This is a genomic window from Limimaricola cinnabarinus LL-001 (assembly GCF_000466965.1).
GTDB classification, from domain to species: Bacteria; Pseudomonadota; Alphaproteobacteria; order Rhodobacterales; family Rhodobacteraceae; genus Limimaricola; species Limimaricola cinnabarinus.
Genome location: NZ_BATB01000047.1, coordinates 1 through 12,356, shown reverse-complemented (window position 1 = coordinate 12,356; position 12,356 = coordinate 1). Strand labels below are relative to the sequence as shown.

The 12,356-nt window shown below is 67.2% G+C and carries 10 protein-coding genes and 2 pseudogenes; 2 read left to right on the top strand and 10 right to left on the bottom strand.

From position 1 onward, the window contains the following. Positions 1-2: 2 nt before the first annotated feature. The 9 genes and pseudogenes from MBELCI_RS13890 to guaA all read right to left on the bottom strand — a co-directional run bounded on the left by MBELCI_RS13890 (position 3) and on the right by guaA (position 9,402). Entirely contained in the window at positions 3-935 is a 933-nt protein-coding gene (locus MBELCI_RS13890) for a hypothetical protein (RefSeq protein WP_021694881.1), read from the bottom strand. 142 nt (positions 936-1,077) lie between these two features. After that, a complete protein-coding gene (locus MBELCI_RS13885; protein WP_021694880.1) occupies positions 1,078-1,695 on the bottom strand; it encodes a TetR/AcrR family transcriptional regulator in 618 nt (205 codons plus the stop codon). Between the two features lies 1 nt (position 1,696). Then, entirely contained in the window at positions 1,697-2,569 is an 873-nt protein-coding gene (gene ppk2, locus MBELCI_RS13880) for a polyphosphate kinase 2 (protein ID WP_021694879.1), read from the bottom strand. A 41-nt stretch (positions 2,570-2,610) separates the two neighbouring features. Continuing rightward, complete coding sequence (locus tag MBELCI_RS13875) at positions 2,611-3,588, bottom strand: alpha/beta fold hydrolase (protein WP_021694878.1); 978 nt, start codon at positions 3,586-3,588, stop codon at positions 2,611-2,613. Then, entirely contained in the window at positions 3,578-4,501 is a 924-nt protein-coding gene (metA, locus tag MBELCI_RS13870; RefSeq protein ID WP_021694877.1) for a homoserine O-acetyltransferase MetA, read from the bottom strand. The genes MBELCI_RS13875 and metA overlap by 11 nt, the downstream gene beginning before the upstream one ends. Positions 4,502-4,530: 29 nt before the next feature. Then, positions 4,531-5,415: a hypothetical protein gene (locus tag MBELCI_RS21845; RefSeq protein ID WP_045320203.1), complete on the bottom strand. Its 885-nt coding sequence runs from the start codon at positions 5,413-5,415 to the stop codon at positions 4,531-4,533. Positions 5,416-5,610: 195 nt separating this feature from the next. Continuing rightward, positions 5,611-6,366, bottom strand: a pseudogene (locus tag MBELCI_RS21840) (DMT family transporter); the annotation flags it as partial. A 128-nt stretch (positions 6,367-6,494) separates the two neighbouring features. Continuing rightward, complete coding sequence (locus MBELCI_RS13860; protein WP_021694875.1) at positions 6,495-7,658, bottom strand: outer membrane protein transport protein; 1,164 nt, start codon at positions 7,656-7,658, stop codon at positions 6,495-6,497. Between the two features lie 175 nt (positions 7,659-7,833). Beyond that, complete coding sequence (gene guaA, locus MBELCI_RS13855) at positions 7,834-9,402, bottom strand: glutamine-hydrolyzing GMP synthase (RefSeq protein WP_021694874.1); 1,569 nt, start codon at positions 9,400-9,402, stop codon at positions 7,834-7,836. Between the two features lie 169 nt (positions 9,403-9,571). Between guaA and MBELCI_RS13850 the strand changes: the two genes are divergently transcribed. Then, positions 9,572-11,134, top strand: a complete 1,563-nt coding sequence (locus tag MBELCI_RS13850; RefSeq protein WP_045320200.1) for a trimethylamine methyltransferase family protein — start codon at positions 9,572-9,574, stop codon at positions 11,132-11,134. Here the strand turns inward: MBELCI_RS13850 and MBELCI_RS13845 are convergent. Further along, positions 11,127-11,414, bottom strand: coding sequence for a DUF6477 family protein (locus MBELCI_RS13845; protein WP_021694872.1), 288 nt, complete (start codon positions 11,412-11,414; stop codon positions 11,127-11,129). The genes MBELCI_RS13850 and MBELCI_RS13845 overlap by 8 nt on opposite strands. 239 nt (positions 11,415-11,653) lie before the next feature. On the opposite strand from MBELCI_RS13845, the pseudogene MBELCI_RS13840 reads away from it, so the two are divergent. Beyond that, positions 11,654-12,356, top strand: a pseudogene (locus MBELCI_RS13840) (helix-turn-helix domain-containing protein); the annotation flags it as partial.

Genomic DNA, 12,356 nt, shown 5'->3' with positions numbered 1-12,356 from the left:
TCCTAAAGATCCTCGTCGCGTGCATAGGTCTGGCCCGGCTCTGTAATGATCAACGCCGCGACCGCGCGATCCGCGCTCAGCATCATCTCGAGCGGCGCGATGGATTGCGGGCGGGGCAGGGGCGCCAGCCGCGCCAACCGCCGCTCGCCTCCCGGGCCGGGCACCACGAAGCCCCCACCGGTGCGCCCTTCGCGCGCCAGGCGATCGTCGAGCGCCGCGTTGGCGCAGTCGTCCACGAATCGCAGCCGCCGGTCGCGGCCGAGCTTCAGGACATCACCCTGCCTGAGCAGCGCATCGGCCCGCACGTCGCTGGCGACGAGGCGCGATCGCGCATCGAGCGCGAAACACGCATGCAGACCCGCGATGCCATCCATCACCTGCGCGCCCGCCTGCATGGCGCTGCGTTCGACCAACCGGGTGAGGTCGAAGGCCCGGCGCAGATGCGGGCCGATCAGCGACAGAAGCTGACTTCCGGCGGTTCCGATCGTGTCGGTATGACCGGGCGCGTGGTTGCAGCTGATCACGAGGCCGCCGGCCTCGCCATTCACCAGCACCATCCCGAAAGAGCGGTGGATATCCCCCTGCGGCTTGAGAAAGTCGGCATAGAATTCGCTCTTGAGAAGCGCTTCCTCCGGCACGAGTTGACGATCATGCACCAGTTGCATGACCGGCGTCCGCCTGAGCACCGGAAGCCATGGGTTCATCACCGCGTAATGGTCGGGGTAGTCCGCCATCAGGGCCGGGTCGAAGTTGACGCCGTGCACCACGGTTCCCCGCAGCCCACCCCGGCGCACCAGTTGCAGCGCCCATGCCCCACCTCCGGCAATGGCGGCGAGCCGGGCGGGCAGGCTTTCCCAAAGCGCAGGCGTGATCGCGCTCTGGTAGATCTCGTCCAGAAGACCGGCAATCTTGGGATCATGGGGAAGGGGTGGCATGATTGCTACTGAAACTCTTTAGTGCGTGGTTCAAATGGACCATGCAACCTCGGGTTAGCCATGACACTGACTGGTGGAGGCGGGTTCTGTCCAGTTCATCGTTCCCCTAGTTTCCCGGTATCGGGCAGAATCCGTCACTATTTCAGGTATCCGGGGCGACAAGACCCAAGCCCCTGAGATAGATGCCGATACCGCTTTCGAGCAGGTCATCCGCAGGAAACGGAGCGCGCGTCCCCGGAGAGCCGCGCGCGAACAGCTCCACCACGCCGTGGCTCATCGCCCAGACATGCGCGGCAAACATCTGCGGCGGAGGGCGGCGATTCTCGGGGATGCGCTCGGACAGCGCCTCAGCGGCGCGCTCCAGTACGCCGAGCGCGCGCCGTGACGCGGTGGCAAGCTCCGGCGTCCGCTGGACCGAGATGCCGCTTTCGAACATCGCGACGTAATGGCCGGGGTGTTTGCGCGCGAAGGCCAGATAGGCGCGCCCGGTCTTCTCGAAGGCGGTGAGCACCGAGGGACGGCCCTCGTCATAGGCATAGTCGAGCAGATCGGCGAAGATCTCATAGCCCTGCCGCGCCGCTTCGGCGATCAGGTCTTCGCGTCCCGCAAAATGGCGATAGACCGCCGCGGGGGTCACCCCGGCCTCGCGCGCGGCCTCCGACAGGGTGAAGCCGGTGGGACCCTTGGCCTCGATCAGCTTCAGGCAGGCCTCGACGAGGGCCTGCCGCAGGTTGCCGTGGTGATATCCCTGCTTGGCCACGTCAGTCGCGCGGCCAGATATCGACGCCGCCCGCGACCTTGGGATCGAGCGCGCAGACCGCCTCGGCATCCTTGTCGGTATAGTCGAGCGCGCCCAGAACACGGCGGATCGCGCCCACACGCGCGCGCCGCTTGTCATCGCCGCGGATCACTGTCCACGGCGCGAAATCGAAATCACTGCGCTCGAACATGGTGGCGATGCGCGCGGTGTAGTCATCCCACTTACGCAACCCCTCGACATCGATCCAACTCAGCTTCCATTGCTTGAGGGGGTCGTTCTCGCGCTTGAGAAACCGCTCGAGCTGCGTGGCCCGACCGACATTGATCCAGATCTTGAAGAGCCGGATGCCGTCATCGACGAGCATCTTCTCGAACGGGGCCACCTGCTCGTAGAACCGCTCGACCTGGGTCTCGTCGGCAAAGCCGAAGACGGGCTCGACCACGGCGCGGTTATACCACGAGCGATCAAGAAACACGATCTCGCCCCTGGTCGGCAGTTCGCGCACATAGCGCTGAAAGTACCATTGCCCGGCTTCGATCTCGGACGGTTTGGCCAACGCCACGACGCGGGCGCCGCGCGGATTCAGGTTCTCGCTGAACCGCGAGATGGTGCCTCCCTTGCCGGCGGCGTCGCGGCCCTCGAACACCACGACGACCCGCTGGCCGGTCTCCTTGACCCAAGCCTGCATCTTGACCAGCTCGATCTGCAGGGCGGCCATCTCGGCCTCGTAATCCTTGCGCTTCCATTTGGAAGGGTAGGGAAAGCGCGGGCTGGTGATATCGTCCTTGCCCGCGTCGCGCAGGATGCGGCGGATCTCGTCGGGGGCTTCCTCGTCGTGAAACCGGCTGATCGCTCCCTCGAACGGCTTGGTCATCTGTCTCTCCTCGCGCAGTGCATGTTGCGGGCCACGAAAGCCTAGCGCAATCCCGCCCGCGCCGCCGCCCGATCGATCGCCGCCACCACCTCGTCCGGCACGACGTGATGCGGCATGTGACCAACGTTCTCGAGCACCGTCAGGTTCGCGCCGGGGACGAGTTCGGCAAGACGGGCCGAATGCACCTCGAGCGGCACGATGGTGTCGGCGACGCCGTGCACGATCTCGACCGGCAGGTCGAGCGTGGCATAGCGTTCGCGCATCGCGGTGACCTGCGGCAGGAGTCCGTTCACCTGCCGCGCGTTGACCCGCAGGCTGTCGCGCCGCACCGCGAGGCCGGCGCCGACGAAATCGGCATAACCCTCGGGCACGGGGTTGGGGGCAAAGACCGCCTCGACCGTTTCATCGACCAGCCGTTCGGGCGCGAAGGCGGTAAGCAGCGGCACCACGGTGGCCCCGCCGAGCGCCGAGCCATTGACCTTGTAGAGCGTGGCGAGCCCCGTCTCCCACGGCATGGTGGCGCCCGCGATGTCGACGACGGCGGCAATGGCTTCGGGCCGCTCCAGCGCCCATGCCATGGCCACGGCCCCGCCAAAGGAATGGCCCAGAACGATGGGCTTTTCGGCCCCGAGCGCTGCGGCTGCCGCCTGCAGCAGCCGCGCCTGCGTCGCCACGCTGTCGGCGCGCGTGGTGAAGGCGTCGTCCGCCGCCGGGTCGATCGGATCGGAATAGCCCAGTCCCGGCCGGTCGAAGGCGATGACGCGATAGCGGTCATCGAGCCGGTCCACGAGGGCGAAGGCCATGTCGCGCAGATTGCCGGAGGCGCCATGGATCAGCACGAGGTCCGGGCCGGTGCCCGAGACCAGCGCGTGCACGCGCCGCCCCTCGACCTCAATGAGCCGGCCCAGCGGCGGATGCGCCGCCTCGGCCATGACCTCGCGCCGATCGGCGCGGTGATCCACGAAGGCGCATCCCGCGAGGGCAAGGAGCGCCAGAAGGGCGATGAGCTTAGCGGCCAATGTCGCTCAGATCGTAAGGGGTGGTCTGGTAGATCTGGTTGATCCAATTGCCATAAAGCAGATGCGCGTGGCTGCGCCAGCGGTTCGACGGCGGCTTGGTCGGGTCGTCGCCCGGGTAGTAGTTGGCCGGGACGGCGATCGGGTTCCCCGCCGCGACGTCGCGGTCGTACTCCTCCTTCAGCGTGTGGCTGTCGTATTCGAAATGGTTGAAGATATAGAGCGTGCGGCGCTCGGGGTCCTCGACGAGGCAGGGGCCGACCTCGTCCGAGGCGAGCAGCGTCTGAAGCTCGGGGCGGGCGTCGATGTCCTCCTGCCGGATCTCGGTCCAGCGGCTGACCGGGACGGTGCAGTCATCCGAAAAGCCGCGCAGGAACGGGCTGTCGGCCTTGAGATTGCGGTGCCGGAAGCAGCCGAAGGCCTTCCGGTCGAGCAGGTGCTTGGCGATGCCGTGCTGATGCGCGATCAGCGCCATGCCGCCCCAGCAGACGCCGAAGGTGGAATGCGCATGGGTCTGGGTCCAGTCGAATACGCGGCGCAGCTCGTCCCAATAGGTCACCTCGTCGAAATCGAGATGCTCGACCGGCGCACCGGTGACGAGAAAGCCGTCGAACTTCTCGCCCGAGGCCGCGACCTCCTCGAAGGGGCGGTAGAACTCCTCCATGTGTTCGGCAGCGGTGTTGCGCGATTCATGATCCGACATGCGGATCAGCGTCAGCTCGATCTGCAGCGGCGTCGCGCCGATCAGCCGCGCGAACTGCGTCTCGGTCTGGATCTTCTTGGGCATCAGGTTGAGCAGGCCGATCTTCAGCGGCCGGATGTCCTGCCGCGCCGCCTGATCCTCCGACATCACCATCACACCCTCGCGCGTCAGCACGGTGTAGGCGGGAAGGGCTTCGGGGATCTTGATGGGCATGGTGCAACCTCTTGGCAGGGAGGGCTGATCTAGGCTTCCCGGCGGCTCTTGCCAAGCGCCGCGTCGAGCGCTTCGGCCACGACGGCCTCGAAATCGGCGGCGGAGTCGAGGCCCGACAGCGCTTCGGCCGGTATGGCGAGGCCCCAGCGTTCGGCCATTTTGGCATAGCGCGGCTGACGATGCGCCAGCGCCCGCCCGTAGGTCCAGCGGATGAAGGCGTCGGGATCGACGCGCGCCTCCGGCAGGCCAGTCTCGGCGAGATAATCGTGCCATGCCTTGAGCAGGAAGTCGGGGCTGTAGGCCATCGGCTTGGGCGCACGGTCGAAGCGACGGATCAGCTCCTCGGTATGCGCCTCCGACCCTTCGATCCAGATCATCAGCATCTCCTTGGAGAGAAGCGTCATCAGCGGGTCATGCGGATCGTCGGGATCGACCCATTCGCAGATCGAGCCGCCGGTGTCGCAGACGAAATGCGGGTAGCCATAGAGCGCCTCGCCGCGTTCGACGAACCACGGCGTGTCCTCGAGCGCGGCGATCTCGGCGCGGCGAAACTGCTCCTGCCGCTGGCGGTAGGTCTCGAAGGGCAGGCCGCCTTTCGCCGGATCGCCCGGCTTGCCGAGATAGGTCGAGACCGGGGCGAGGTTGTCGAAGCTGATGTTGGAGCCGATGTAGATGCTGTCCGAGAGCAGCAGCTCGCGCAGGAACGGCACCTTCATCGCCTCGCGTTTGGCGTTGTCGGCGATGAGCTCGCCCATGTGGCGTGTGCCGATGCGGTAGTCGATCGAGTAGTGGAACCAGTCGCCCGACCGGCGCAGCAGGTTCGACACATGGGTCTTGCCAAGGCCCGACATGCCGAAGAACAGGACGCGTTTGCGCGGGGCGGACAGCCAGTCCGAGGCGGAGGAATGGATCATGCGCGCATGGCTAAACAAGCGCCGCGGCCCGGTCCAGTCAGAACTTGGGCGCAGGTGCCGCCCCCCGTGCGCGCGGACGCCGCAGGATCCGCCCGTCGAGCACCGCGAGGCCGCAGGCCAGCAGGGCGAAGCCGCATAGGCGCGGGGTGGCAGCGTCTCGCCCAGTACCACCACGCCGAGAAGGATCGCCACCGGGGCCACCATCAGCGTCACCAGAAGCACGTTGCCGCTGCCTGCCACGGCGATGACGCGGTAGTAGATCAGATAGGCCAGCGCCGTCGATCCGATGGAGACATAGGCCAGCCCCGCAATGGTGGCGGGAGCGAGATCGAACATGGGTGGCCCTTCGACGATCCAGGCCAGCGGCACCATGATGAGCGCGGCCCCCGTGGTCATCCCGGCGGCGGCGGTGAGCGGCGGCAGACCGCCCATCATCTTGCGCGCCCAGACCCCGGCCAGCGCATAGGAGATTGTGGCACCGATGGCGGCGATCTGGCCCAGCGCGCCGGGATCGAAGCCCGAGAGCGCCGACGGGCCGATCACCCAGATCACGCCGAAAAAGCCCAGACCCACGCCGAACGCCTTGCGCGCCGAAAGCCTTTCGTCGGCGAAGAAGATCGCTGCGAAGAGCACGCCGAACACCGCCGTGGCGGCGTTGAGGATGGCGATGAGGCCGGTCTCGACATGCTGCTGGCCCCAGGCGAGGAGGCCGAAGGGAATGGCATTGTTGAGCGCGCCCATGATAATCAGCACCCCCCAGATCCGCGCGCCGCGCGGCAAGGGCAGGCGGCGCAAGAGCACCACCGGCCACAGCACCGCCGCCGCCCAGATCGCGCGGTGCCCGACCACCCAGATCGGTCCGATCTGGTCGAGTGCGACCCGTACCGCGAGGAACGAGCCGCCCCAGATCAGGGCGAGAAGGCCGAGCTGCGCCCAAGCCGCGTTGGTCATGGTCTTTTGTGCCGTCATGCGCGGCACTCTGCACGCCACAAGGGCAGGTGCAATCCGAAACATGCGGATTGCATGCAAATGCGAACGGGGGCGGCCCGGTGACCGCCCCCATCCCGAGCACGTCCCGATCAGAAGCGGTAGGCCACGCTCATGCCCAGGGCGACCGCGGAGCTGTCGGTAAAGTCGGCGCGATCCTCGCGCAGACCGGTTTCGGGGTTGCGGGTTTGCGGGCTGGCATCACCGAGCTTGGTATAGCGGATGCCGCCCGAGATGGTCACCGCCTCCATGTTGTAGGCGCCGCCGAGGCTGACCCAGCCCTTGCCGTCGGTCGGGTCGAGCGGCGAGATCCGCTCGTCCCCTTCGGGCTCCACGCCGACCGCGATCTGGCCGGAGAAGGCGTCGGAGAACTTGCGACCGAGACCGATCTGCGCCGAGTAGTTGTCGTCGATGTCGGTCAGGCTGAGGCCGCCGGTCGCGCCCGCGAAGAAGTCGGGGGAGACCAGCGTGTCCTCGTAGGCCGCATAGCGGATGTTGGCGAAAACCAGCGTGTTGGCCGCGATCCCGGTTTGCATGTCGAGATTCCAAGATTCCGGCGTCTTGACCGTGGTGGTGCCGCCGCTGGCGACGACATTGCCCGCGAGGCTCTCGGTCGTGTCGAAGTCGTGCTCGATCGCGGAGTTGTAGGTCAACGCCACGCGCAGCGCGATCTCGGGCTTTTCATAGGCCGCGCCGATCACGTAGCCATTGGCGCTGTTCTCGTCGAGATCGACCGCATAGCCATTCAGCGTCGGCGTCGCGCCGTCGAAGACCGGGCCATAGGCGCGACCGGACAGGGTGATGGCGCCCTCCAGCGTCTCGCGCCGGACACCGGCATGCAGGCTGAAACTCTCGTTGATGCGGTAGCGTCCCACCAAGGTGAGCGCCGTGCTGTCGAGATTGGCGCTGGTGCCGCCGAAGAAGGTGGTCCCGGGGTCGCCTTCATAGAGGATATCGGCACCGAAGGGCTGATCGGCGATCAGCGCGGCGGAAAATCCACGGCCGAAATCCATCTTGACGCTGGCCGAGAAGTTGTTGAATTCCTCGCCCACATTGTCGTAATCGCCCGCCAGTCCACGGTCCTTTCCCGAGAGGTCGGGAAAGACCCGGCCAAAGGACAGCTCTGCGACGTTGCCCTCCTCGAAAATCGCCGTGACGTCCTGGTTGGAGCGGTCGATCCCGATCGCCGAAGCCCCGGTGGCCATCAGCGCCGCGCCCAGCGCCAGCGCGCTCGTGGCGCCATACTGAAGTTTCATGTTCTCTCCCTGTCGCGAAATGCGTCCTCCGAGGCAAGCAGAGACACGAGAGGGATTCGCCGCAATCTATGACGCAACGGCAGGTTGACGTGCACGTCGCAGCGTCACTTCGGCGCATCAGGCGCAGGCATGAAAAAGGCCCCCGAAGGGGCCCGTTTCAGGCGAATCTGCTAGCTCATTCCCACTCGATCGTGCCCGGCGGCTTCGAGGTCACGTCATAGGTGACGCGGTTGATGCCGCGCACCTCGTTGATGATCCGCGTCGCGGTCTCGCCAAGGAACTCGTGGGTGAAGGGGTAGTAGTCGGCGGTCATGCCGTCGACGCTCGTCACCGCGCGCATCGCGCAGGCGTAATCATAGGTCCGCCCGTCGCCCATCACGCCCACGGTGCGCACCGGCAGCAGGGCCACGAATGCCTGCCAGATCTCGTCGTAAAGCCCGTGCTTGCGGATCTGGTCGATGAACACCGCGTCGGCGCGGCGCAAAATCGCCAGCTTTTCGCGGGTGATCTCGCCGGGGCAGCGGATCGCAAGGCCGGGCCCCGGAAAGGGGTGGCGGCCGATGAAGCTGTCGGGCAGGCCGAGCTCGCGCCCCAGCGCACGGACCTCGTCCTTGAACAGCTCGCGCAACGGCTCGACCAGCTTCAGCCCCATCTTCTCGGGCAGGCCGCCGACATTGTGGTGGCTCTTGATCGTCACGCTCGGCCCGCCCGAGAAGCTGACGCTTTCGATCACGTCGGGGTAGAGCGTGCCCTGCGCAAGGAAGGTAGCGCCACCAACCTCGGCCGCGTGCTTCTGGAACACGTCGATGAAGAGCTTGCCGATGGTCTTGCGCTTGACCTCGGGGTCCGAGACCCCTTCGAGCGCATCGAGGAACAGATCGTCTTCCTGCGCGTGAACGAGCGGCATGTTGTAATGGTCGCGGAACATGGTCACGACCTGCTCGGCCTCGCCCTCGCGCAGCAGACCATGATCGACGAAGACGCAAGTGAGCTGATCGCCGATCGCCTCGTGAATGAGAACGGCTGCGACCGAGCTGTCGACGCCGCCCGAGAGGCCGCAGATCACCTTGGCGTCGCCGACCTGCTCGCGGATCAGGCGGATCGCCTCCTCGCGGTAGGCGCCCATGGTCCAGTCGCCGGTAAAGCCCGCGATATGCAGGAAATTCTCGAGGAAGGTCTTGCCATGCGGGGTGTGGTGCACCTCGGGGTGGAACTGCACCGCGTAGAAACGGCGCTCCAGATCGGCGGTGATCGCATAGGGCGCGCCGGGCGAGGTGCCGCAGACCTCGAAGCCGGGGGCGAGCTTGGAGACGTGGTCGCCATGGCTCATCCAGACCTGCTCGCGGCCTTCGATGAACCAGCCGCGAAGGAGATCCGTGGCCTCGCCCTCGGGCTCGACATAGGCGCGGCCGAACTCGGCGGTACCGTCGCCGCGCAGCACTTCGCCGCCCAGCATCTGCATCATCACCTGCTGACCGTAGCAGATGCCAAGGACCGGCACCTCCAGTTCGAAGATCCGCATCGGCGGGCGCGGGCTGCCTTCGTCGGGCACACTGGCCGGGCCGCCCGACAGGATCACCGCCTGCGGCTCGAAGGCGTCGAGGAAAGCCTCGTCCACCGCGTTGAAGGGATGGATCTCGCAGTAGACGTTCAGCTCGCGGAGGCGGCGCGCGATAAGCTGCGTCACCTGTGAGCCGAAATCGACGATGAGAAGGCGCTGGTGCTGTTGGCTATGCTCGGTCATGACCCAGCGAATAGGCCCGCCCGATCATCCACGCAAGAGCGAGGGGGGCGAAAAATCGCGCCGCTCCGGGCGACATGTCGCTTTCACGCCTGAGGCGGCGCAATCCGGCCAAGTCGGGGCCTCGCGCGCCGCTATCACGGGGGACGAGAACGCATCACGGGAGCGGGCGATGACGGAAGCGGCACAGATGGCCGGAGAGCGGGCAGGGCGGCGGGGACGGTCCGGCGGAGGGGCGGCGCGCCGTGCCGAACGTACCGCCGTGAGCGTCGAGACCGCGCGCTACATCACCCGCAACATCCCCGATTTCGAGGTGCTCGACGCCCATGCCATCGAGGTGATCGAAACCAATGCCGAAACCGTGCTCGAAGAGATCGGCGTGGTGTTCTCGGATAACGCGCCGGCGCTGGAGCTGTGGCGGCAGGCCGGGGCGCAGGTCGATGGCGACAGGGTGCGCATCCCGCGCGGGCTGGCGCGCAAGCTTTGCGCCACCGCGCCCGCGACTTTCACCCAGCACGCCCGCAATCCCGAGCGCAACGTCGAGATCGGCGGCCGCAACCTCGTGCTGGCCCCGGTCTACGGCCCGCCCTTCGTGCGCGACGCCGATGGCGGGCGGCGCTATGCGACGATCGAGGATTTCCGCAATTTCGTGAAGCTCGGCTACATGTCGAAATGGCTGCACCATTCGGGCGGCACGGTCTGCGAGCCCACGGATGTCGCGGTGAACAAGCGCCATCTCGACATGCTGCTTGCGCACATGACCTTTTCCGATAAACCGTTCATGGGATCGGTGACCGCGCCGGAGCGGGCGCGGGACTGCGTCGAGATGTGCGAGATCCTGTTCGGAAAGGATTTCGTCGCCGAAAACACGGTGATGACCTCGCTGATCAACATCAACTCGCCGCTGACCTTCGACGGCATCATGATGGGCGCGCTCGAGGTCTATGCCAAGGCGAACCAGGCCTGCATCATCTCGCCCTTCATCGTCGGCGGCGCGATGGCGCCGGTTTCGGTCGCGGGCACGCTGACACAGGTTCTGGCGGAGGCGCTGGCAGGCGTCGCCTATTCCCAGCTCGTGCGCCCCGGCGCGCCGGTGATCGTCGGCGCCTTCGTCACCTCGATCGACATGAATTCGGGCGCGCCGACCTTCGGCACGCCTGAGGCCTCGCTCATCACCTATGGCATGGGTCAGCTGGCGCGGCGGATGGGGCTGCCCTACCGCTCGGCGGGCGGGTTCTGCGGCTCCAAGCTGCCCGACGCGCAGGCGGGCTACGAGAGCGCCAACAGCCTGAACATGGGTCTGCTGTCAGGCGTCAACTTCATGCTGCACGCCTGCGGCTGGCTCGAAGGCGGGCTCGTCGCCTCCTACGAGAAGTTCGTGATGGATGCCGACCAGCTCGGCGCGCTGCACCAGCTGGCGCGCGGCGTCGACGCCTCCCAAGAGATGCAGGCGATGGACGCGATCCGCGAGGTGGGGCCGGGGGGCCACTACCTCGGCTGCGCGCATACGCAGGCGAACTTCAAGACCGCGTTCTGGCGCAGCGAGCTGTTCGACTACAAGCCCTTTGAAACCTGGGACGAGGAGGGCGCGCGCGACACGCAGGCCCTTGCCACGGCGCGGGTGGCCAGGCAGCTCGACACCTACCGCCAGCCGCCGCTCGACCCCGAGATCGCAGGGCGACTGACCGAGTATGTCGAGGCCAAGAAGGCGTCGATGCCCGACAGCTTCAGCTGAGGGCGGCGGCGCGGATGAGCCGCGCCTCGCCCATCAGCGCCACGATCATCTCGACATGGCGGGCCGGGCGGTAGTCGCCCGACCCCGACCGCCGCCGCGCCTCGATCTCGCTTTCGCGGTCGAGCAGCGCCATCACCGCGCGCGCCGGTCCGCCCGGACACGCCCCGATCAGCCGCGGCAGCAGGGTCGTGCGGTCATAGGCGTCGACGCCATGGCGCGCGGCGTCCACGAGGAGCGGCGGTCGCTTCAGCGCGGTGATCCTGCTCAACGGGTCCTGCATGTCCTGTCCTCCCTCAAGGTTGTGCTGTACGCCTCGCGATTGTCTCACGATTGACGTTGCGTTGCGTCACACCGCGCTGCATCGCGCGGTCGCTTCAAGCTTGTTTGGGATTCTTCAATCAAGATGAACGGGTTCGGAACTGATTAAAGTTTCGGTAACCGGGGCAACTGAAAGTTGAGATCGTGAAGCTTGGGGACGTCAGGGAATACCGGGCACGGCCGTCGCACAGGGCCGTGGGGATGGACACGCGGGGGCAGGCAGGCAAGGTGGAGCGCCTCCCCGGCTGGCTGCCGCCGGCGGTCCGGCATTATCTCGAACATGTCGAAGGCGGCGCGCCGATCCGGGTTCTGGCGCGGCGGTCGGAGGTGCATGCCTCGACCGTTCTGCGGCAGGTGCGCCAGCTCGAAAGCCGGCGCGACGACCCGCTGGTCGATGCCGCCCTGCGGCGACTGTCGCGGCGCTTTCGGCCCGAGACCGGCCCCGACACGCCCCCCGCCATCTCCGAGGAGAACGCAATGACCCATCACGACCCAAAGGGCCACCGGCCCGAGACCGTCGAGGACGAGGGCGCGGCCGAGGCGCTGCGCGTGCTGCGCCGGATGGCCGAACCGGGGGCGGTGCTGGCGGTGGCGCCCGACATGCCCGTCGCGGCGGTGATGCGCGAGGACGCGGATGGCGCGACCCAGCGCCTGGCCCGGCTCGACCGCTCGGTGGCCGAGACGCTGGCGCTGCGCGGCTGGATCGCGGCAACCCCGGGACCGGGACGCATCGCGCGTTACCGCATTACCGCGGCCGGCCGCGCCGAGCTGCGGAGTGCCGCGCCGCTGGCATCGGGTTTCGCCGAGGCGGGGGCCGCGTTCGAACCCGCGCCGGGGGCCGCGCGGGTGGCGTCGGTCGAGGGGCCGCTGACCCTTCTGGCGCGCCGCCGCGACCGCGACGGGC

What these genes read in the sequence shown, in the direction of transcription:
- metA (WP_021694877.1), bottom strand. Translation starts at nt 4,501, where the DNA reads ATGCCCATCAAGATCCCCGAAGCCCTTCCCGCCTACACCGTGCTGACG.
- MBELCI_RS21845 (WP_045320203.1), bottom strand. Translation starts at nt 5,415, where the DNA reads ATGATCCATTCCTCCGCCTCGGACTGGCTGTCCGCCCCGCGCAAACGC.
- MBELCI_RS13890 (WP_021694881.1), bottom strand. Translation starts at nt 935, where the DNA reads ATGCCACCCCTTCCCCATGATCCCAAGATTGCCGGTCTTCTGGACGAG.
- MBELCI_RS13850 (WP_045320200.1), top strand. Translation starts at nt 9,572, where the DNA reads ATGACGGAAGCGGCACAGATGGCCGGAGAGCGGGCAGGGCGGCGGGGA.
- MBELCI_RS13845 (WP_021694872.1), bottom strand. Translation starts at nt 11,414, where the DNA reads ATGCAGGACCCGTTGAGCAGGATCACCGCGCTGAAGCGACCGCCGCTC.
- guaA (WP_021694874.1), bottom strand. Translation starts at nt 9,402, where the DNA reads ATGACCGAGCATAGCCAACAGCACCAGCGCCTTCTCATCGTCGATTTC.
- MBELCI_RS13860 (WP_021694875.1), bottom strand. Translation starts at nt 7,658, where the DNA reads ATGAAACTTCAGTATGGCGCCACGAGCGCGCTGGCGCTGGGCGCGGCG.
- ppk2 (WP_021694879.1), bottom strand. Translation starts at nt 2,569, where the DNA reads ATGACCAAGCCGTTCGAGGGAGCGATCAGCCGGTTTCACGACGAGGAA.